This window comes from Parageobacillus toebii NBRC 107807, assembly GCF_003688615.2.
Classification (GTDB): Bacteria; Bacillota; Bacilli; order Bacillales; family Anoxybacillaceae; genus Parageobacillus_B; species Parageobacillus_B toebii.
Window position 1 is genome coordinate 2,931,031 of record NZ_CP049703.1, and the last position, 20,428, is coordinate 2,951,458.

The 20,428-nt window shown below is 40.3% G+C and carries 20 protein-coding genes and 2 pseudogenes; 7 read left to right on the top strand and 15 right to left on the bottom strand.

Annotated features, from left to right (window positions below; all coding sequences use genetic code 11):
• Positions 1-25: 25 nt before the first annotated feature.
• Complete coding sequence (locus DER53_RS14960) at positions 26-358, top strand: hypothetical protein (RefSeq protein WP_062756217.1); 333 nt, start codon at positions 26-28, stop codon at positions 356-358.
• A 271-nt stretch (positions 359-629) separates the two neighbouring features.
• Here the strand turns inward: DER53_RS14960 and DER53_RS14965 are convergent, their stop codons facing one another.
• From DER53_RS14965 to DER53_RS17815, 4 genes are all read right to left on the bottom strand, one after another.
• Positions 630-1,028 (bottom strand): hypothetical protein, encoded by a 399-nt coding sequence (locus tag DER53_RS14965; protein WP_062756213.1) that lies wholly within the window; start codon positions 1,026-1,028, stop codon positions 630-632.
• Positions 1,029-1,047: 19 nt separating this feature from the next.
• Entirely contained in the window at positions 1,048-1,971 is a 924-nt protein-coding gene (glsA, locus tag DER53_RS14970) for a glutaminase A (protein WP_062756212.1), read from the bottom strand.
• A 289-nt stretch (positions 1,972-2,260) separates the two neighbouring features.
• Entirely contained in the window at positions 2,261-3,433 is a 1,173-nt protein-coding gene (gene bioF, locus DER53_RS14975; RefSeq protein WP_062756210.1) for an 8-amino-7-oxononanoate synthase, read from the bottom strand.
• A 282-nt stretch (positions 3,434-3,715) separates the two neighbouring features.
• A complete protein-coding gene (locus DER53_RS17815; RefSeq protein WP_062756208.1) occupies positions 3,716-4,039 on the bottom strand; it encodes a CotG/ExsB N-terminal domain-containing protein in 324 nt (107 codons plus the stop codon).
• A 215-nt stretch (positions 4,040-4,254) separates the two neighbouring features.
• Here DER53_RS17815 and DER53_RS14980 point away from each other — a divergent pair, with 215 nt between their 5' ends.
• The 3 genes from DER53_RS14980 (at position 4,255) to DER53_RS14990 (ending at position 7,651) form a co-directional block, all read left to right on the top strand.
• Positions 4,255-5,343: a CotH kinase family protein gene (locus DER53_RS14980; protein WP_121910061.1), complete on the top strand. Its 1,089-nt coding sequence runs from the start codon at positions 4,255-4,257 to the stop codon at positions 5,341-5,343.
• Positions 5,344-5,464: 121 nt separating this feature from the next.
• Complete coding sequence (locus DER53_RS14985) at positions 5,465-6,799, top strand: hypothetical protein (protein WP_062756207.1); 1,335 nt, start codon at positions 5,465-5,467, stop codon at positions 6,797-6,799.
• Positions 6,800-6,985: 186 nt separating this feature from the next.
• Complete coding sequence (locus DER53_RS14990) at positions 6,986-7,651, top strand: hypothetical protein (RefSeq protein WP_062756205.1); 666 nt, start codon at positions 6,986-6,988, stop codon at positions 7,649-7,651.
• Positions 7,652-7,944: 293 nt separating this feature from the next.
• On the opposite strand, the gene DER53_RS14995 is transcribed toward DER53_RS14990, so the two are convergent.
• From DER53_RS14995 to DER53_RS15005, 3 genes are all read right to left on the bottom strand, one after another.
• Positions 7,945-8,736, bottom strand: coding sequence for a YhfC family intramembrane metalloprotease (locus tag DER53_RS14995; RefSeq protein ID WP_062756203.1), 792 nt, complete (start codon positions 8,734-8,736; stop codon positions 7,945-7,947).
• A 19-nt stretch (positions 8,737-8,755) separates the two neighbouring features.
• Positions 8,756-9,145, bottom strand: coding sequence for a VOC family protein (locus tag DER53_RS15000; RefSeq protein ID WP_062756201.1), 390 nt, complete (start codon positions 9,143-9,145; stop codon positions 8,756-8,758).
• A 320-nt stretch (positions 9,146-9,465) separates the two neighbouring features.
• Positions 9,466-9,978 carry a DoxX family protein gene (locus tag DER53_RS15005; protein WP_062756199.1) on the bottom strand — a complete coding sequence of 171 codons (513 nt, stop codon included), beginning with the start codon at positions 9,976-9,978 and terminating at the stop codon, positions 9,466-9,468.
• A 257-nt stretch (positions 9,979-10,235) separates the two neighbouring features.
• On the opposite strand from DER53_RS15005, the gene DER53_RS15010 reads away from it, so the two are divergent.
• Positions 10,236-10,577, top strand: a complete 342-nt coding sequence (locus tag DER53_RS15010) for a winged helix-turn-helix transcriptional regulator (RefSeq protein ID WP_062677840.1) — start codon at positions 10,236-10,238, stop codon at positions 10,575-10,577.
• Between the two features lie 51 nt (positions 10,578-10,628).
• On the opposite strand, the gene DER53_RS15015 is transcribed toward DER53_RS15010, so the two are convergent.
• The 4 genes and pseudogenes from DER53_RS15015 to DER53_RS15030 all read right to left on the bottom strand — a co-directional run bounded on the left by DER53_RS15015 (position 10,629) and on the right by DER53_RS15030 (position 13,684).
• Entirely contained in the window at positions 10,629-11,507 is an 879-nt protein-coding gene (locus DER53_RS15015) for a 5'-3' exonuclease (RefSeq protein WP_062756197.1), read from the bottom strand.
• A 203-nt stretch (positions 11,508-11,710) separates the two neighbouring features.
• Positions 11,711-12,165 (bottom strand): annotated as a pseudogene (locus DER53_RS15020) (sodium:solute symporter family transporter); the annotation flags it as partial.
• Between the two features lie 26 nt (positions 12,166-12,191).
• Complete coding sequence (locus tag DER53_RS15025; protein ID WP_062756194.1) at positions 12,192-12,482, bottom strand: hypothetical protein; 291 nt, start codon at positions 12,480-12,482, stop codon at positions 12,192-12,194.
• Positions 12,483-12,520: 38 nt separating this feature from the next.
• Positions 12,521-13,684 carry an NAD(P)/FAD-dependent oxidoreductase gene (locus DER53_RS15030; RefSeq protein WP_062756192.1) on the bottom strand — a complete coding sequence of 388 codons (1,164 nt, stop codon included), beginning with the start codon at positions 13,682-13,684 and terminating at the stop codon, positions 12,521-12,523.
• Between the two features lie 662 nt (positions 13,685-14,346).
• Between DER53_RS15030 and DER53_RS15035 the strand changes: the two genes are divergently transcribed.
• The gene (locus DER53_RS15035) at positions 14,347-15,588 is read left to right on the top strand and encodes an aminopeptidase (RefSeq protein ID WP_062756190.1); all 1,242 of its coding nucleotides are present in this window, start codon (positions 14,347-14,349) and stop codon (positions 15,586-15,588) included.
• A 154-nt stretch (positions 15,589-15,742) separates the two neighbouring features.
• Here DER53_RS15035 and DER53_RS15040 read toward each other — a convergent pair whose 3' ends face one another.
• The 4 genes and pseudogenes from DER53_RS15040 to DER53_RS15055 form a co-directional block, all read right to left on the bottom strand.
• On the bottom strand, positions 15,743-16,324 hold the full coding sequence (locus DER53_RS15040) for a GNAT family N-acetyltransferase (protein ID WP_082805457.1): 582 nt from the start codon (positions 16,322-16,324) through the stop codon (positions 15,743-15,745).
• Between the two features lie 171 nt (positions 16,325-16,495).
• Positions 16,496-17,104 carry a transglutaminase-like domain-containing protein gene (locus DER53_RS15045; protein ID WP_062756188.1) on the bottom strand — a complete coding sequence of 203 codons (609 nt, stop codon included), beginning with the start codon at positions 17,102-17,104 and terminating at the stop codon, positions 16,496-16,498.
• Between the two features lie 448 nt (positions 17,105-17,552).
• Positions 17,553-17,814, bottom strand: a pseudogene (locus DER53_RS15050) (SAM-dependent methyltransferase); the annotation flags it as partial.
• Between the two features lie 113 nt (positions 17,815-17,927).
• Entirely contained in the window at positions 17,928-18,269 is a 342-nt protein-coding gene (locus DER53_RS15055) for a hypothetical protein (protein WP_062756186.1), read from the bottom strand.
• A 454-nt stretch (positions 18,270-18,723) separates the two neighbouring features.
• On the opposite strand from DER53_RS15055, the gene DER53_RS15060 reads away from it, so the two are divergent.
• The gene (locus DER53_RS15060; protein ID WP_062756519.1) at positions 18,724-19,890 is read left to right on the top strand and encodes an IS256 family transposase; all 1,167 of its coding nucleotides are present in this window, start codon (positions 18,724-18,726) and stop codon (positions 19,888-19,890) included.
• The last annotated feature ends 538 nt before the right edge of the window (positions 19,891-20,428 follow it).

The following is a 20,428-nucleotide window of genomic DNA, read 5'->3' on the forward strand; positions in this document are numbered from 1 at the left end:
AGATGATAAAAGGAGGCAGCAGATCATGATACTGTACGATGTGAAAAACAAGCTATTCTACAAAGCCATCAATTCAGGCCGACCAAAAATGACAAATTTCCCTCAAAAAAGGGCATGGGGCTACGTCTGGAAAACAGTGAACGGAGAACGGGTTAAGTTTTGGTTTGACTTTGCAAAAGGGCGGTATATGTATTTTCAATACGGACAAAAGTGGTATCGCGTACGATATTTGCAGTCGAATGATAAAAAGACAAATGAAGATATTTTCAATGGGGTGCTGATTGATTTAAGCATCGATGGGCAGGAGTTGAAACTATTGAAAGGCAATGTCGAAAAATATGGGAAGCAAGCGATATGACGTCAGTTGCAATAATAAGGTGGCAAAGAGGGACGGAGACCTCCTCGCCACCTTCCTTTTTCACCCTATGCCCACCACATGTTTGGCAATTCCTCTTTGCAAAGCAGCTTTTTTAGGAAATCAATCGCCTTCGATAAAAACTTTTGCCAACGAAGCGCTAAATAATTGGATCATCGACAGGCTTAAGCTGCGGCTAGGGAAAGACAGTGTCGAAAAGTGCAAAAAGCGGGCAATATAAATCCTGGATCGCACGTGATCCAGGATCGTTTCGTTACACTTCGATGGAATTTCCTTCTTCCACAATATGATAAAGAAGATGTGCCAAATGGTGAATTGGACCGTATTGTTCTTCTTCATCGACTTCTTCCTCATCTCCAAATTCTAGATCATTTAAGTAAAGTGCGACGAATTCGTAAAAATCTTTCAGCTCAAATCCGTAGCACGCGCTTGGATCTTCATTGTCTTCTTCATATTGCAAAACGAGATACGAAACGTTTCCCTCTGCGTCCTCGGCATCAAAAAAGACGAAATAGCCGATGTTCGTATCTAGTTCAAATAAATGTCTTGTCCCGCCTTCTGTCGCTTTTTCAAAGTCTTGTTCATTTAACTTTTGAACAGTCATGTTTTCCATTTGATCTTCGCGATGAAATTGCACAGTAAATGATTTCATTCTTTGTTTCCTCCTCGTTTTAAAAAATGCTTAAGGAATATGTCTTGGATAGCAGTTCTAACAGTTTCATGCCGGTGATGCTGTTGCCTTTCTCATCCAACGCCGGACCGAAAATGCCGATGCCAAACCGGCCTGGGACGGCGGCGAGGATGCCGCCCGAAACGCCGCTTTTTGCGGGAATGCCGATTTTGATGGCAAATTCACCTGATGCGTTGTACATGCCGCACGTGACCATAAACGTTTTGCAAATGCGAGCGACATCAAGCGGCATAATCTGTTCATCAGTGAACGGGTCGCGTCCGTCCATCGCAAAGACAAGACCAATTCGCGCCAAGTCGATGCACGTCATTTCAATCGCGCATTGTTTTGTGTAAAGGTCCATTAGCTCTTCGACATCTTCATTGATGATACCATGCTGCTTGAGAAAATAGCAGAGCGAGCGGTTTAAAAACGCCGTTTCAAATTCGGACTGGGCCACTTCTTCCGAATACGAGATGGTCGGGTTTCCCGACAGTTTCCGTACAAACTGCAAAAGCCGCTCGAACCGCTCCTCAACCGAAGCGCCGGCAATCATGTGCGTAACGGCTAACGCCCCCGCGTTGATCATCGGATTAAGCGGTTTGGCTGGCTGTATTTCTTCGAGCTTCGCAATCGAGTTAAATGGATCTCCCGTCGGCTCCATGCCTACTTTTTTGAACACTTCTTGTTCCCCACGGTCCATTAGGACAAGGGAGAGGGCAATAATTTTCGAAATGCTTTGGAGCGTCACTTTATGAGTCGTATCCCCCGCATCGATGACATTGCCGTCGGGCAAGTAAATAGCGATAGACAAATCGTTTGGATCCGCTTTGCCAAGAGCGGGAATGTAATCGGCGACTTTTCCATAACGCGCATACTGTTTTGCTTGTTCAACAAACTGTTCCAACTCCGCTTTTGTGTACATTTGCCATCACCTGTTGTTAGTATGGCCAGCTGGATGGCCGATATGTAAAAAAACCGCTGGACTTTCAGCGGCTTTTTTGATTGTAGTTTAGTACATCTGAGCTCTTTTCCAAATCATAAATCATTTTATGAATGACATCATGAATAAGCAGCATCATCTCACGCTCCTCTGCCTTATTTATTGTTGATTATAGAAACTCAAACAACATGCGGCATCGGAGCGCGGATGGAACTTTTATAGACGATTCGTATGACCATCATATCAGTCAAAAGTTGGAGGAACAATCATCTTAAGTTATCACCCCAATTTCTCTTCCCACTTTTGCAATCCGTTCCAGTGCCCAATCTAATTCTTCCTTCGTCAAAGAGGAAGAAAGAGAGAAGCGGATGCGGGATGTGCCTTCGGGAACGGTTGGCGGCCGGATCGCTACCGCGGCGATTCCGTGTTCCTGAAGCCGCTCGCTCATTTGAACCGTTTGCTCATTTGATCCGATGATGATCGGAACAATGTGCGTCGTGCTTTTTCCAATGTCAAATCCTAACTTTTGGAGTTCAGTGCGGAAATAATGACTGTGAAATTGCAACGTTTGCCTTCTTATATGTTCCTTTTGAACAATCTCAATCGATTTTTCAATTGCACCAAGAACAGCTGGAGGCAAAGCGGTCGTAAAAATAAAGCTGCGCGACGTATTAATGAAATAATCAATCAGCCATTGCTCTCCCACAACATAAGCGCCAAAGCTGCCTAACGCTTTGCTGAAGGTACCCATTTGGATGTCAACCAGATCTTGCAAATGAAGATGGTGAACAAGACCTTCACCTCTTTCTCCATAAATGCCGCTGCTATGCGCTTCATCAACCATTAAGATGGCGTTGTAACGTTTCTTCAATGTCACTAAACCTTCTAACTGCGCCATATCTCCATCCATGCTGAAAATCGAGTCGGTGACAATCAATTTTCGTTTATGCGGAGATGCTTGTTTCAATAATGACTCTAAATGATTGAGATCGTTATGATAATAACGATATCGTTCCGCGCCGCTTAATCTGATTCCATCAATAATGCTCGCATGATTGAGCCAATCGCTAAACACAATATCATCGCGGCCAATCAGAGCCGCAATGATTCCGAGATTGGCCGTATATCCGCTATTGAAAATGAGCGCTGCTTCTGCCTTTTTCCAGTTTTTTAACACTTCTTCGGCCCTTGTATATAGTTCATAATTGCCGGCAATAAGACGCGAAGCAGTGGCTCCCGCACCGTATGTACGCATTGCTTGATATCCCGCTTCGATCAATCGTTCATCTCCCGCTAGTCCTAAATAATTATTCGAGGCTAAATTTAACATCTTCTTTCCGTTCATGACGATCCACGCGCCATCCGAAGAGGATACATTCTTTAACATGCGCTTTTGTGTTTTTTGTTCTAATTGATGAAGTACGGATTGAATATGATTTTTCATCCTCATCCCCCAATTGTTAACCAAAAATATTTTTTTGTTTACATTATAACTGCATATCTTGAATCTACACAATACTTCGAAATATTTTTGCCATGGAAAATCAACGTATCTTAGTGAATCATTTTCTTTTTTTAATCTGTTTATTTAGAACAATGTTTTATTAATAAAAAATTCGTCATATAAGCTATTACAAATCCTTTTAAAAGAGAGTAAAAATAGGCGACGTCTTTGTTATCATCGCCTATTTTTGTAATATAGGAAAATATGGAATCTTATAACATGTCAATCATCTAATTCTAACCATAACGTATGCATATTGCTGTCACGCCAGTATCTTCGTTTTCTGCGAGGGCGGAAGCAGCTCGTGCGGTGTGAGCTGTGCTTACGGCCTGAGCTGTGCTTGCGACCTGAGCTGTGCTTGCGGCCTGAGCTGTGCTTGCGGCCTGAGCTGTGCTTGCGGCCCGAGCTGTGCTTGCGGCCTGAGCTGTGCTTATGGCCTGAGCTGTGCTTGCGACCTGTCGGCTCTTGATATAAAAAGTCCTCTAAGCCCTCCGTCTCAAGTTCTTTAACAGCCTTTTGAATGTCATCCTGAGTATAAACGCTCATTTTTTGACCTCCTAATATATGTCATTTTCGGAAAGATAGAGTAAGGATAATTGGCGGTCATCTATCTTTGCCTATAAACAATGTACGTTGTGCGACTATATGTTGACTTAGACACTTGTCTTGCTTTTTACAAAATAGATAAATGCCTAGAGTAACAAGCGTCTTACCATTCACATAGGATTTATTGAACATGATCAGAAAGGAGGAAATGATAGATGTCAACTAGTCAGCTGCCTCTGTATGCGATTTATATCCATCCTAATGATTTACAGGAGCTGCGCCGCGACATCTGGAACGATGACCTTGTTCCTGCCACATTTACGTTTCAAAAAAAAAAATTTCATATCGATATAAGCTATCGAGGCTCACACATTCGCAAATTTAAGAAAAAATCCTATTTTATCTCGTTTTATAAACCTTACTTCTTTCATGGAGTTCATGAACTTCACTTGAACGCGGAATATAAAGACCCTTCTCTCATAAGAAATAAACTTTCCCTCGATTTTTTCTCGGCACTTGGCGTCCTTTCTCCTTCTTCCCGGCACGTTCTTTTATCGATCAATGGAAAGCATGAGGGAATTTATCTTCAATTAGAATCGGTGGATGAATTTTTCTTAAAAAAACGTCAATTGCCGGTAGGACCTATTTTTTACGCGATTGATGATGACGCTAATTTTTCGCTGATTGGTTCGTTTGATAAGACCCCTAAAACGTCTTTGGATGCGGGCTATGAAAGGAAACTGGGAACTCGAGAGGATCACCGATATCTGGAGGAATTCATTTTCAAGTTAAACACAACGCCAAAATATGAGTACGAATCTGTCATGTCAAAGCTTTTGGACGTCAATAAATATTTGCGCTGGCTTGCAGGAGTTGTTTGCACGCAAAATTTCGATGGCTTCGTTCACAATTACGCGCTATATCGCAATCCAGATTCCGGTTTATTCGAAATCATTCCGTGGGATTTTGACGCTACTTGGGGACGGGATATTAACGGCAAACAAATGGATTATGATTACGTACGTATCGAAGGATTTAATACGTTAACCGCTCGATTATTAGATATAAAGCGCTTCCGAAAAATGTATTATGACATCATGAAACATACATTGGATCACGAATTCACTGTAGAGTTTATGAAGCCAAAAGTAGAGCAACTTTACCAGCAATTGCGTCCCCATGTCGTCAATGATCCGTATATAAAAGACCGTATTGAACAGTTTGATGGTGAACCGGAGCGGATTTGCGATTTTCTCGAAAAACGAAACACTTATTTAAAAAATCAGCTATCTACCCTTCTATAAGATTGGGCAGAAGTGGAATTTTTTCATGTTGGGCGATTGTTGGATAACTTTTAAATTATAGGATACGTATATATGCATTACGAATAACCATTATGGATAAATAACAAGGAGGAACAAATGAATGATAAGACAACAAAAAGATAGTCAATCAGTGGAGTCAAATGCTTATCTAAAATCGTTAGTGGGTAAAAGAGTAAAAGTATACAGAGGGGGACCAGAATCTTGCGAAGGTAGGCTTTTAGATGTTCAATCCGATTATGTTGCACTAATGCCAGAGCAATCAAACGACAATAAACAAAATAACAACGCAAACAATAACAACAACGCAAAAAAGGACAACGCAATTATTTACTATAACTTAAGACATGTCCAAAGCATTAGTGAAAATTTAAAAGCTAACTCTGTTGAATCTAACTTGAAACATGTCCAAAACATCGTCCAAAGCATCAGTGAAAATATTTATAGCAACTTAAGACAGGTCCAAAGCATTAGTGAAAATTTAATCGCTAACTTAAAACATGTTCAAAGCATCGATAAAAATTCAACAGCTAACTCTGTTGAATCTAACTTAAAACTTGCCCAAAACGTCAGTGAAAATTCAAAAGCTAACTCTATTGAATGGTCGATCGATTTTGATAATCATCCAGAATTGGTGTCAGCGAATAATTTCACAGAATTATTGAAAAATTTAACTGGCAGCATGGTCAAGGTGAATAAAGGCGGTCCTGAATCTAAAAAAGGAATAGTGCTCCTCGTTGCCGGTGATTATATGGGCCTCTTAACGGAAGACGATGGCATTGTATTTTATAATACAACTCACATCAAAAGTATAAGCGTGCAAAATAGAAGCCAAAATATCGATCAAAATATCGATCAAAGCACTCCTCTCAGCAATTCCCCTATCCATTATGATAATTATTTTGATGACATCCATGCACAAAACTTCCTTGAATTATTTGATTATTTTGCTTATAAATGGGTCTCGATTAACCGCGGCGGTCCTGAAGCAGCAGAAGGAATTCTTGTGCAAGAAGAAGGAGAACATTATACGTTAGTGAACAATGATGAAGTCATTCGGATTTACCCTTATCACATTAAAAGCATCAGTATTGGTACAAAAGGCTTTCTCAAACAACAACAGCAGCAACAAAATAATAATGAAGCTGCTGAGAATGAAAACTCCCAAGATGTGAATATGACCAACAAAGTAGAAGATAACAGAACAGCGGGCAGAGAACAGCGGACAAAAGTGGAATATGAAGTAAAATATGGGAGAACATCAGACAAAGACAATCGTCCAAGTCAAAAAAGCTCTTCACAGGAAACAATCGTTGGAGAAGATGACAGAACAGCGGGCAGAGAACAGCGTTCAAGTCGAAGAAGCTCTCCACAGGAAACAATCGTTAAGGAAACCATCGTTAAAACGATTGATTATATTTGGGATCCGAAACGATAAATCGTTTCATGTTCCCTGCTTTAAAACCGTCTGTCCCTTGCAGCATGCATAAATATTGCTGTTGTAATACCGATTTCCTGTCATTTTCCGCTTCTGACACGAAAATCACTTTTCTCGTAGATGCACAAGTGTGAACGAATTTGTGCATCTACTACTTTCCTTTATTCTGTTGAAAGGAGGGAGAAAATGAATAACCTACATTCTTTAATCGGAAAGCAAGTAGAACTAGAAGTCTCAGGAAAAGTAATGTTGGCAGGAATACTTGTCGATGTAGGGTTAGATATCATTGTAATTTATAACGGAAAAGAATATTTTTATATTCCTCATTTGCACATTCACAACATCAGATCATCTACGAACCCATCTGCGGAATTATTGGGTGTGACACCTGAATTGCCTTTTGATGAAGATGACATGATTTCCTATCGGAAAACATTAACCAACGCGAAAGGACGCTTTGTCGAAATTTATGTGACAGGAAATAAATCGATCCATGGCTATGTCACAGCTATTTTAAATGATTACTTCGTTTTCTACTCACCAGTGTATAAGACGATGTTTATTTCTCTAAACCATCTGAAATGGCTAACCCCTTATCAGACAAACATTACTCCATACACGCTGGGCAATGAAGTACTGCCAGTGAAACCAACCGACATTCCACTGCAAAGATCGTTAGAAGAACAATTAAAAAAATTTGAAGGACAGTTAGCCGTATTTGATTTAGGCGATCATCCAATGAAAATCGGATTGCTTAAGCAAGTAAAAAACAACATCATTGAACTTGTAACAGCTAGCGGGGAATCTGTATTTTGGAAAATAATACACGTAAAAACGGTTCATCTTCCTTAATGATGCACTTCCCTCCCTGTAACGCCAAAAGCTTCATGTACAGGAGGGAAGCTATTTTTGCGCAAGTATGAATGACATACGTGCGAATAGCGAAAAGAGACTAAAAACAACAACATCCCTTTCTTCTGCTGCTTTTTTATCTTCTCTCCTCATGTGTCTCTATTATTCATTTTTATTATATATACGTGCCAGCAAAAATCTCGCACTGCTCCATTCGCACAATTTCCGAAAAATCCACTATTATTCATATGGAATACAAATTTGCACATGATCTAATCGTTTGACGTGAATCTTCATCCTTCTCCCCCGCTCTCAAATTTTTTCCTTATTTCACGTGTAAACAAAAATGCAGCGACCGCGAATAAAAAGACCACCGCTTCGATCAGCCAAACATTCGCGACAACGCCCGCTTGGTATAACGCAGGCGCAGTATCCACTAGCGCGTGCAGCAAAATCGCATAGATGACATAGCGAAATTTCCGTTCGCGCACGCCAAGCAATACAACAAGTGACATCGCAATGTGGAACGCAATCGCAAACACTCGCTCAAGACCACCTAACACATACATAGAAAACGGGGTGTGCAGCACCATATCTTTTAAGAACGCCGCTTGTTCTTTCGGAAGCGTCGGTGCAATCATCTTGTCGAACGCGCCGGATTGAATCAAGCTTGCGAGAACGATCGCGTTAACGGCGCCAAGCACGCCGATCAAAATCGCTTCGATGCCGCCGTGCCCTAATCCAAACGACAGCCCGTCTTTATAATCGCGGTGCTTTTTTAACATCCATCGAAAACCAATATAACGGCCGACTTCTTCAAAAATTCCCGCTGCCAATGTCGCATACAGGACAAACAACGCTACGCTATCCGTCCATTTTAATGAGGTGCCGCTCGGGTCAATCATCACAACATGCAGCGCTTTTTCCAGCACTTGCGAAAATAGAACAAAAATAAGGACGCCGATGCCAAACGGCTTCCACGAAAGCCATTTCTTTTTTCGAAAATATAAAAGCAAGCCAATCGGCACAAAAAGTGAAATGACTAGCTGGGTAACCATACCCGCAATTATCGCTGTGTTTATCATCGCATTTACCCTCTCGTATTTATTTCCATACCTTCATTCGCTCCGCCAATGTGGATGTATGCAATTCTAATTGAGTGCCATCCGGATCAAGAAAGTTGACCGAAAGGCCGCGGCCGCGCTGAGTCGGTTCCCGGACAATCGGCACATGATTTGCTTTTAAATGCTGTACCGCTTCCCAAAAATGCTGCTCATCGATGAAAAATGCAACATGATCCACGCCAATCTGCGGACACTGATCTTCCATGTCCGGACGCTCCTGCAAACAAATCCATGCGCTTCCCCATTCTAAATATGCATCCTTTCGTCCGCGATGAACAAGCTTCATGTTTAATATGTCTACATAAAAACGAAGCGAACGAGCCAAATTCTTCACATTAATGGTCACATGGCTAAATCCTTGTACATTCATTCGTTCGTTTCGTTCCCCTAGATTTTTAGATTCCTCATCCTAAACTGTTGATATCTACTTTTCCATCCTTATAATACCATCAAAGAAAAAAAAGAGCGAGTGTTTCGCACTCTTAAACTAGCAAAAAGACGATGTTAAAAACAAATTGATAATAATGTAAAAGCACGGAAAATATCGTTGCATGTATTTGTTCTGTCAACACACGAAACATCCAATTTCACCTTTATATATATTTCAGGGAGATTTCGCTTATACGCAGGAATAAAAAAATAGGCCGAGCACTTTCTAAAACCGTAAGTGCACGGCCGTTGATCATCCATCTATCTATGAAACGCGACTGGGCGATGTGGACGAGGCGCTTTGTTCATAAATTTACGAATGTAAGAAATCGCCCAACGATCGAGACCATATCTTCCTGCGTTCGCACCTGCAACAAGGATGAACATAGTTAGTAAAATCATTTGCGGATTGGTGCTAGTTGTTCCAGAAAACATGAATGCGAAGTTCATGACTGCTCCCATCAGTGCAGCAAACGTTGTAAAAAGACCAAGAATAAGTGCAATACCTACTAATAATTCACCCCAAGGCACTAACACATTGAACACCTCGACGTTTGGCAAGGCAAAATGTTCGATAAAAGCAGCCCACCAACTTTGTACGGCTGGATGCTCACCAGATGCTTTTGCGAGCGCGCCTTTTAAAAATCCTGTTGCGTCAAATCCATCCACTATTTTATGCCATCCTGCCGTGATCCAAGCATATCCAAGATATAAGCGAAACAATGTTAGTATTGCAGCAGAGCTTGCATGTTCGCGCAGCCATTTTACAAACATGTTTCATCCCCTCCCATTTTTTTGTTCCTTACACTTATATCGTACTATTTTTTATAGGAATGAAAATGATTTTGTTCACTATTTCACAATTTCTTAATAAAGTTTTGACAACTTCGCAACGAAACGGGAAGGATGAAATCGTGCGCAAGCGGTTACATCCATATAGCATTTTCCGTCTTTTCCTTTTTTTTAATATATCGTAAAATAGAACTATAAGAATGGCGAACGTATTCAATATATTCTTAAAGGTGGGAAATATGAGAAAAAAAATGATACAAACGTCCTGTTCTCCATCGAATTTATGCCCTAGATTCGAAGCCGCAATGAAATTATTAAGCAAACGATGGGTCGGCCTTATTATTAGTCAATTGTTAGAAGGAAAAACGCGCTTTTCCGAAATCGAAGCGTCGATTCCAATCAGCGGGCGCCTGCTTTCAGAACGATTAAAAGAGTTAGAGGAAGAAGGAATTGTAAACCGCAACGTATATCCAGAAGTGCCAGTGCGTATTGAATATACGTTGACCGAAAAAGGGCGTGCTTTGCAAACGGTAATTGAAGCGATTGAAGAGTGGGCCCAAACATGGGTTGATGTTGAATGATAGCGATTACATGAGATGACATATACGTAAAATCCAGTCTGAAACTGCCTTTTACGTATATGTCAACAAACGGTCCACCCCTTTGAATTCTAAAGCGAGGAAAGCCTGCTCCACTTTTTCTTTGTCTACGTCCCACTTCGCCTCCTCGATTCGCAACGCTATCGGAAGATCACAATAAATTTTCGCTAGTTTTCTAGAAAGATGCAACATCTCTTCATGCTCTTGCAGTTTTTGCCGCTGCGACTTTGTCAAAAGAGGAAGATGTTCGAGGATTCCTTCTATCGAACCATACTGGCGCACTAATTTTAGCGCCGTTTTTTCGCCGATGCCGCGTACCCCCGGATAATTGTCGCTTGCATCGCCCATTAATGCTTTGACATCGACCCATTGCGATGGCAGTATTTCCATCTCCTTTCGAAACCGCTCGAGCGTATAGATATGATAAATTCCAATTCCTTTGTCCAGCAGATATACCGTTACCGTTTCGGAAAGAAGCTGCAACAAATCTCGATCCCCTGTCAAAATGGCAATATCCATTTCGTCTTTCCACTGCTTTGTGAGCGTGCCAATACAATCATCTGCCTCCGCTCCCAGTACGCCAATGTTCGGAATATCAAACGCGGAAACAATGTGCTTTGCTAGTTCAAACTGCGGGATAAGCTCTAATGGCGGCTCACCTCGGTTTGCCTTATACATCGGAAACATTTCCGTTCGAAACGTCGCGCTTCCCATATCCCAGCAGCAAACAACATGCGTTGGCTTTATATGATGGACGGAAGCGATCAAGTGTTTGACAAACCCATAAACCGCGTTTGTCGGAATCCCATCGCTTGTAAACATAAAATTCCCATAAAGCGCGGTCGCATAAAACGATCGAAATAAGAGCGCCATCCCGTCAATAAGCAGCAACTTTTGGCTCGTTTGCGTCATGGTTGTTTTCTCCTTCCGGGTATTGTTAACATAACATTTTTATCGTATAAATAGTGGTAATTTTATTGTAATCTCTTTTCTACATTGGTTTCCAGCATTAATTTCGTTATAACATAAATCGCTTGTCTGTGTTGAATGTTTGCATAAAGGAAACACCTCCTCAACGATGAATGGAGATGTTTCCTTTTAACAATTATGAAATATTATATGGTTGTTTCAGTCGGAATTTCTTTCATTTCTTCTTTATCTGGGAAAAGGAGACTAAATAGAACCCCAGCGAGCATGGCAATAAAGAAAGTCGTAAAACGTGAGCTGATGATTGCTTCAAGAGGTGAGGAAATCCAAATAATCGTGCTGGCAAACCCGGCAATGATCGTCGCAATCACACCAATACCGGAATATCGTTTCCAAATGAACGTCAAAATGATCGCCGGCGACAGCGTACATCCGACTCCCGCCCACGCCCAGCTGACAACAAGATAGACTAGCGATTCAGAGGTTAACGCAATGATTAGCCCTGCTATTCCCGCGATAATGACAACGATTCTTGAAATTTTCACTAATTGTTTTCCGTTAATTTCATTCCTAACGCGTTTCGAATAATATCTTCACTAATGGAACTGGTGACAACGAGGAGTTGGGAGTCTGCCGTGGAAATGTTTGTGACGACTTTAGAAAAAGCAATCATTTGAGCAACGCTTTTGCGCTTCCGGTTTGACGGTCTATTAATATAACCATTCCTTGCGTTACAGGATGCTGTTGATTACCCAGGAAAACGCTTACAATTTTCAGACTGAACGATTGATGGGCAATTGAAGGCATTAACAAAAATGTATTTTCATTGTCTTGGAGCTGAGTTCTTAGCGGCATCTCGTACTGTTTATTCTCATAGAGGCGGTATGCCCGCACCATCGCTTCCATGACATCTTTCATCGAAACGGTTTCGAGCATTGTTTTTTCATCAAGCACTAACATTGCGTATCCTCCGTTTCTCTGCTTATGGTAACTTGCTCTTACACAACGGCATCTTCCAACACTAAGTCGTTTTCCGCGAATCGTTCGAAACGCAAAGGTGTGAGGTCGATCGTTTTGTATTTTCCGTAATAAATTAATTCTGCCAATCCTATACCGACTCCCGGCGCCTGTTGCATGCCATGCCCGCTAAATCCGAGCGCCATATAATATCCATGAAGTGACGGATGTTTTCCGATAATAGCGTTATGGTCTGCCGTATTAAAGCTATACAGTCCTGCCCACGCCGCTGTTACCTTCACCGCTTCAAAGTTTGGAATGCGATGCGCCAAAATCGGCCACATTTGTTCATAAAACAAGGAACGTGTCACGGTGAAATCAATTCCCGGCTTTGTATCTTCGGAAAAGCCCGACAAAATTTTACTTCCTTCATGGCGAAAATACACGCCGGTTGGATCAATCGTCAGCGGCAATTCCTTTTTTAACGGTGTTGCTATATCAAATTGGAAAATTTGCCGTTTTAACGGATGAATCGGCAACGGAATACCGATTTTTTCGCTAAGATATACTCCCCATGCCCCAGCGCAGTTGATCACGATCGAAGCGTGATACACGGTACCGTCTACGAGCCGAACTCCGATCACTTTGCTTTCATCAGTGGTGATCGTTTCTACTTCTTTATAAATATATTCGACTCCTAATCGCTGCGCATTTTTCTTATACCCTTGCATCACCGAATAAGGATCTAAATAGCCATCTTCATGGCAATAAAGCCCGCCCGCTAAATCATTTATATTCAGTTCGGGAATGATGTCCAATAACTCTTGGGATGATAATACTTGTGATGGAACACCGTATTGTTTTTGCAGCGAGCATTGTTTTTTTAACGATGGAAGCATTTCTTTCGTAGCTAAAAAGAGATAGCCGTTTTGACGAAAATGAATCTCCGCCGGTTCGCCATCGATCGCCATCGTTTCAGGAAATTGCTTATATATTTGCAGACTATATCGACTTAATTGAATGTTAATCGGCGTTGTGTACAACTGTCGAATTCCTCCCGCACTTCTTGGCGTAGAGGAGAATTCGTACAAAGGGTCTTTTTCAAAAACAACGATTCTGCCATCAAAGCCAATTTTCCTAAGATGAAAAGCTACACTCGATCCCATTACTCCTCCACCGACAATGATAATATCCGCTGTTTTCATCCAAATTCTCCTCCCTCCATAGACATACAGCCCTGTCTGCCTATCATTGCTTCCACTCATTCGTTGCACGCCCTTCAACAATAAAAATAACTCGCGACGATGCTCCTCCTTTCGCAAACGAAACTCATCACGGCAAAACAAAAAGCCAGTATAAATCATCACACACAATGACGATACTGGCTGATGTCTACTGAGCGCATCATCGGTAAAGACGATGCAAATAGACTACACAGTATTTCGATTTCCTTTTCTCCAACGAGACATGGTTATTATTCAAATTATTCCGCATCTACAATCATTATGCGTCTTTCATAAACAAAATAAGAGCTTGGCATATTAGAAACGACTATAAGGATGCTAATTGATTCGTTATTTCGGCCAACCGTAACCGTTTTAGAGGATGATGGATAGAAAGCAAAATAATATTCGCGTTGAAATCCATTGAATGAACCTCTTCTACCTACATTCCATCTTGAGGTGATAAACTTTTTGAGAAAAACGTTAAACTAACATCAATGGCTGTATCTTCGTCTTATACTTTCTGACCAATTGTTTCCCGCCTTTTTAACAATACCAATTCATCCAAATATTTGAATGTTCCGAGTTCTTCATATATAATAAAATTCTACATAAATAATTATGAAAAGCGAGGAGTGAAAAACGTGAGCAATTGGGAGCAAAATTTAGAAAAATATGCCGCGCTTGCTGTTCAAGTCGGCGTCAACGTCCAAAAAGGGCAAACGCTTTTTGTGAACGCCCCGCTTGAAGCCGCGCCGCTCGTGCGGAAAATCGCGAAAAAAGCATATGAAGTCGGCGCCAAACACGTCTATGTCGAATGGAATGACGAAGATCTTACATACATTAAATTCAAATATGCTCCCGACGAAGCGTTTTTGGAATATCCAATGTGGCGTGCGAAAGGCATGGAACAGCTTGCGGAAGAAGGAGCGGCGTTTTTATCCATTTATTCGCCAAATCCTGATTTATTGAAAGATATAGATCCAAAACGAATCGCAACGGCAAATAAAACCGCATCTCAAGCATTGCGCAATTATCGCAGTGCCTTAATGGCGGATAAAAACTGTTGGTCATTGATCTCCGTTCCTACGCCGGCGTGGGCGAAAAAAATATTTCCAGACCTCAGTGAAGAAGAAGCGATCGACAAGCTATGGGAAGCGATATTCCGCATTACCCGCGTCGACCAGGACGACCCAATCCAAGCGTGGCAGCAACATAACGACCGACTCGCCAAAATCGTTGATTACTTAAACAATAAACAATATCAACAGCTCATCTATGAAGCGCCTGGAACAAACTTAACGATCGAACTTGTAGAAAACCATGTATGGCATGGCGGTGCAGCCGTCAGCCAGAAAGGCGTTCGTTTCAACCCGAACATCCCGACGGAAGAAGTGTTTACGATGCCGCATAAAGACGGAGTAAACGGAATAGTGCGCAATACAAAGCCGCTTAATTATAACGGCAACCTGATAGATGGATTTACCCTTACGTTTAAAGATGGAAAAGTCGTTGACTTCACTGCAGAAAAAGGATATGAAATATTAAAGCATTTATTGGACACGGACGAAGGAGCGCGCCGGTTAGGAGAAGTGGCACTCGTTCCACATCAATCACCGATTTCCACATCGAATTTAATTTTCTATAACACGTTGTTCGATGAAAACGCGGCATGTCACCTAGCGCTCGGAAAAGCATACCCAACAAACATTCAAAACGGCACCGCTATGTCCAAAGAAGAGCTCGACAAACATGGGGTCAACGATAGCCTCATCCATGAAGATTTTATGATCGGCTCTGCCGAACTAAACATCGATGGCGTTACGAAAGACGGCAAACGCGAACCAATTTTCCGCAACGGAAATTGGGCGTTTGAATGGAAATAATGGAAGTGATGCGTTTACCACACGTTGATCATAAAACTGAAAATTTGCGCTTCAAATAAGTTATCTAACTTACTAGCCACGTCTTTCTGCATACTTGGGAGGACGTGGCTATATTGATTTAATGTGATGTGGGTTGAAGAGTGTCCCATCGTTCTTAGTTGAATAAAGGATTATTCTTTTTAAACTCATCCCATTCCTCACGAAGAATACCCATCCGAATGGAATCATAGTATTCGCCATTATAGTAGCGGCATTTTCTCATTCTCCCTTCTAATCGCATTCCCAATTTTTCCGCGCATCTGATCATTCGTGGATTTCCAGACCAAGTCGTCAGCCCCACTCTCTCGATGGTTAAATTTTCAAAGAGATAGTCAATCCATAAAGATAATGCTTCCGTTCCAAATCCACCATTCCAATGTTCAGGAGAATATATAACAATTCCAACTTCAAGCCATCGTGTACGTTTGTCCTCCCAATAATAACTAACCATACCTATAATTTGACCTTGATGTTCAATAATCATTTGGCTTGGTACATCCGTAAAGTTCATTCTTTCTTCCATTCTCTTAGAAAACTCTTCAAAGGTACAAAATTCAAGTGGATAATAAGGAGCATCGTACTTTTTCCATTCTGGATTCTCCACACCGTATATCAGGTTATACAGAATTGGCAGATCATCGTGTGTTGGTGTCCGCAGAAATATTCTTTTTCCTGTCAGCAACAACTTTTGCAACATATATCCACCCCCTATCTTACAGAGTTCAACAATCCATGCTATTATCCCTTTTCTAAAAAGAACAAAAACACCCCGTACACCTAAGTAATCAGAAAGACATGGCAAAGGTGACGAATAACTTCCGTCACCCTAGACTGCCTTGTTTAACTATCGCATCCGTCAACTTAACAATTATAAATATTCTGGCAAATGATTTTTATACATTTCTAATGCATCTGTATGTTCTTCTAAAACAGCAATTGTTTTTGGATGTGGCTTCGCATAAATTATTGGGTAATCTCTTTCATCAAATTCTTCTTGGGGAGTAAAAGCTAACTTTTCCTCGTCAATTGAAAATTGGGAATCAATTCCCTTTTTGTTTCCACGAGCATCTAAACGAATCCACCGATTTAATGATTTAAGAAAAACGCCATTAAGTGCATGAAGGGAATAACCTTGGTCAGGTGTATCGAATAGCATTAGCCGTTGATAACAAAAACCTGTCGGGATTCCTTGAGACCTTAATAAAGCCGCTAATAGGTTGGCTTTGGCATAACAAATTCCTTCTTTATAGTAAAGAACCTCAGAAGCTTTACATGTAACTCTTGTGCTTTGTATATCCCACGAGTGAGAAATCTCATCTCTTACAAATTCAAATGCTATTTTAGCCTTTTCCATTTCTGACTGCCCTTCATGAAACAATTCATTAATTTTTTTCTGAATTAAAGGATGAGAAAAATTGACAACATCCAATTCTTTCAGATAATCCATCAAATCAGTGGACTCAGGAATTAGTTCCATTTTAGTTCCCCCTTATCAAATACGTTTTTCATAATTATACGAATATTTAAATAAAAAATACAATAATGGTTTACTTGGGTAACTTCAGCTATACCGCTCGTTAGTTCAACAAGAAAAGCGATACTCCAAAAGAGATGTTCCTATAAACTGTGTTTTTGTAAAATTTAATTTGGAAATAATTGACGATTTCATATTACTCCCTCTTAATTAAAATTTCGGAAAATTTTATCATGATAAGGACCATTTGTAAATACTTTACTTACTGTCTTCCTTGCGTTAAACAGGTTATTTATATAATTTTTTCTGTCTTTCATAATCTACCCCGTTAAGCTACCTATGCATCGCTTCGTGGCACCACAGATGATGGAAGAAATCACCTTTTCCCATGGGAGTTGAATAAGTTTTATTCAATAGAAAAGGGGCAACATGGTAGTTGCCCCTTTCTCTGTTATCCTTTTTTGATTTTTAACATCGAATTAGCATTTACCTGAAACTCATTCATATGGAACTTTAACCTCTTCGACTGTACACCCGTTATTATTGAGGTAGCTTATTAATTTATCTAAATGCTCATATCGCTTTCCTTCTAAATCCACTAAAGGAAAAATCCGAATTTCCTCTTTAGAAACCCTTAATAACTCATTTAGCGTCGCTATATGAAATGGATAATCTAATCGGTCAGCATACATAAATAGAAAATGTGCCGAAAGATTTAGTAATTTTAACCTCCTTGTTTCATCTTTTTTAGGAAGAACTTGAATTAAGGTGTGCATGTTTTCATTCAACTAAACACCCGTTAATGAAACAAGGAATATTGTTTCTTTTACCATTCTCTCCATTCTTCAGTTATGTCTTCTTCGGATTCTAAACCAGCTATACGCGCAGCTTCAATAATAAACTCACATAGTTCTTCTCTCTCCATTGTTTCAATAAAATAATCATATTTGTCATTTAATTCATTTAATCTAATTACCACTTCTTTAACACATTCCAGTATGTCTTCCTCTGTCGGATTATCTCCAAGTTTTTTTAAGTTGTTGATGTAAGAATCAAGAACCTCATTAGTTGCATTGATATTTTCGTCGGTAAAAAGGTCATCATCTTCATCCATTCTTTGTTTCCATTCTGCTGTTGGTTTATTTTTTGTTAGCTCTTCAAAAGTCATAATATCCTCCCAAAAATGTATTGTTTTATCTTGTTTATTAATTTCTTTAATTTATCTAACTTCTCCTTTTAAAACTAATATTTTTTTATAATCTTTCGAACTTCCTTGTTCAACTAATGCTGCCCGTTAGTCGAATAAGAAAAAGATTGCCGCAACAACCACTATTCTTAAACTCAAACACCGTTTAACCCATCATGCTACTAACGCAGCACCTCAGATGATGAAAGAAATTTTATTCTTCCATGGGAGTTGAAGTAACATTATCTATTCACATCAAGTATTTTCAATGTTTTAACCTTTTTAAGTTTTATCCAATGGATATCAATAATGTCCTCCATTATTTTTTCAGATGATGTATAAAATTTTGTGTAAAGCATTTTACTAGATCAAAAGAAAAAAGGTAGGGTATTCTCTGATTGAACCCAAACATTCCAGAGAAAGGAGAACCCTACCTATGTCTAAAAGTATACCGAATGTCGACTGGGCAAATCAACTGGAAAGTGTCATTCGTCAGTTTGTAAAGGAAAAATTAGAACTGATCATGCGGGAAGAAATCAAGAATTTCCTCGAAATAGAACAGGCCGGAACATCAAATATGAGAAACGGCTACTATCAACGAAATCTAGATACGCAATATGGTCGGATTGAAGGTCTTTTGGTCCCTAGAGACCGAAACGGAGAATTTCAAACCCAATTGTTCGCTCCTTACCAACGGCACACCGGCTGGCTGGAGGAAGCCATCATCAGGATGTATCAAAGTGGCATGAGTACGCGTGAAATTGGCAAGTTTATTGAACGAATTTTAGGCAATGCCTATTCTCCTGCAACGATCAGCCGTATTACCGATGTAGTGAAGGAAGACATCGAGAAATGGCACACTCGTCCACTGCACAAGCGTTATTCCGTCTTATATTTGGATGGTTTATACGTAAAACTTCGTCGCGAAACCGTGGAGAAAGAAGTCATTTATGTGGTGTTAGGAGTGAATGAAGAAGGGTATCGCGAAATTCTGGATTTCTTCGTGGGAGGACAAGAAAGCGCCTATGTATGGCAGGAAATTCTTCAACACCTCTACCAAAGAGGCGTCAAGGAAGTGCTTCTTGGCGTCTTCGATGGCCTTCCGGGGCTGGAGGAAGCCTTTAAGGCGGTGTATCCGAAAGCCGATGTGCAGCGCTGTGTCGTGCACAAAGTCCGCAACACCCTCAGCCGTGTTCGGAAAAAAGACCAATTCGAAGTGGCCGAGGATCTCAAGCTGATTTATCGCGCGCCGAATAAGGAGATGGCGTTACAAATGTTTCAACAGTTTGAGTCGAAATGGTCCAGCAAATATCCAAGAGAAGTTCAATCTTGGGCCAATGAGTTGGATGTCCTCCTTACATTTATGGATTATCCAAGCAGTATTCGAAGTGTGATTTATACGACCAATGCCATCGAACGAACGATCAAGGAAATTCGGAAACGCCTAAAACCGATGAACAGTTTGAATAGTTTAGAAGCCGCTGAAAAAATCGTGTATTTGACCATTCAAGATTTTAATGAGAAATGGGCAGGGCGAAAGTTGCGAGGATTTGCCGAAGCGCATGAAGCTCTTCAACGAATGTTTGAAGAACGTTATTGTTAACCAAATATTGTAAATAAACAAAATAAGGGGATTCTCCCTTTCCACACAAGAGACTGAATATTCAGTCTCTTGTGTGGAGAAAATCAGTCCCCTATCAATTCAAATCCATTTCAGAGAAACCCTACCCCATTTACATTACACAAAATTCTTGACGGTACCTTTTTTCAGGCTCTTTATTAAATTCTAGTTGCTTACTTACTAATATCTCGTAATCATTAAAATCAATGTAAATTAGGTTCGTTAGTTCTTCCCCACTCTTTAGTTCAACTGAAATAATCTGTCCCTTCTTCAAATTCTTTAAAATTGGATACTTTTTTAAAAGCTGCTGTTTTTGGACATGATCAATTCTTTTGTTGATAATAGTTTCCACTATTAGTAAGAAGATTGAACAAATTACTAAGAACTACCAACCAAAAGTTTTCCAGTATGTTGTCGCTATAAATGAGATAAAAGCATATATTCCTAATTTTATTAACCAAAAAATAAACTTCATAATAACCCTCTTCAAAAGAAATTTCTTATAAAGAATTTTTCCCAA

Excerpts from the sequence above, each read along its gene's own strand:
- DER53_RS14995 (WP_062756203.1), bottom strand. The coding sequence starts at position 8,736 with ATGATAAACACAGCGATAATTGCGGGTATGGTTACCCAGCTAGTCATT.
- DER53_RS14980 (WP_121910061.1), top strand. The coding sequence starts at position 4,255 with ATGTCAACTAGTCAGCTGCCTCTGTATGCGATTTATATCCATCCTAAT.
- DER53_RS15055 (WP_062756186.1), bottom strand. The coding sequence starts at position 18,269 with ATGACTTTTGAAGAGCTAACAAAAAATAAACCAACAGCAGAATGGAAA.
- bioF (WP_062756210.1), bottom strand. The coding sequence starts at position 3,433 with ATGAAAAATCATATTCAATCCGTACTTCATCAATTAGAACAAAAAACA.
- DER53_RS15040 (WP_082805457.1), bottom strand. The coding sequence starts at position 16,324 with ATGTTGCAAAAGTTGTTGCTGACAGGAAAAAGAATATTTCTGCGGACA.
- DER53_RS15010 (WP_062677840.1), top strand. The coding sequence starts at position 10,236 with ATGAGAAAAAAAATGATACAAACGTCCTGTTCTCCATCGAATTTATGC.
- DER53_RS15005 (WP_062756199.1), bottom strand. The coding sequence starts at position 9,978 with ATGTTTGTAAAATGGCTGCGCGAACATGCAAGCTCTGCTGCAATACTA.
- DER53_RS14985 (WP_062756207.1), top strand. The coding sequence starts at position 5,465 with ATGATAAGACAACAAAAAGATAGTCAATCAGTGGAGTCAAATGCTTAT.
- DER53_RS14990 (WP_062756205.1), top strand. The coding sequence starts at position 6,986 with ATGAATAACCTACATTCTTTAATCGGAAAGCAAGTAGAACTAGAAGTC.
- DER53_RS15060 (WP_062756519.1), top strand. The coding sequence starts at position 18,724 with ATGTCTAAAAGTATACCGAATGTCGACTGGGCAAATCAACTGGAAAGT.
- DER53_RS15030 (WP_062756192.1), bottom strand. The coding sequence starts at position 13,684 with ATGAAAACAGCGGATATTATCATTGTCGGTGGAGGAGTAATGGGATCG.
- DER53_RS15025 (WP_062756194.1), bottom strand. The coding sequence starts at position 12,482 with ATGTTAGTGCTTGATGAAAAAACAATGCTCGAAACCGTTTCGATGAAA.
- DER53_RS14960 (WP_062756217.1), top strand. The coding sequence starts at position 26 with ATGATACTGTACGATGTGAAAAACAAGCTATTCTACAAAGCCATCAAT.
- glsA (WP_062756212.1), bottom strand. The coding sequence starts at position 1,971 with ATGTACACAAAAGCGGAGTTGGAACAGTTTGTTGAACAAGCAAAACAG.
- DER53_RS14965 (WP_062756213.1), bottom strand. The coding sequence starts at position 1,028 with ATGAAATCATTTACTGTGCAATTTCATCGCGAAGATCAAATGGAAAAC.
- DER53_RS17815 (WP_062756208.1), bottom strand. The coding sequence starts at position 4,039 with ATGAGCGTTTATACTCAGGATGACATTCAAAAGGCTGTTAAAGAACTT.
- DER53_RS15045 (WP_062756188.1), bottom strand. The coding sequence starts at position 17,104 with ATGGAACTAATTCCTGAGTCCACTGATTTGATGGATTATCTGAAAGAA.
- DER53_RS15000 (WP_062756201.1), bottom strand. The coding sequence starts at position 9,145 with ATGAATGTACAAGGATTTAGCCATGTGACCATTAATGTGAAGAATTTG.
- DER53_RS15015 (WP_062756197.1), bottom strand. The coding sequence starts at position 11,507 with ATGACGCAAACGAGCCAAAAGTTGCTGCTTATTGACGGGATGGCGCTC.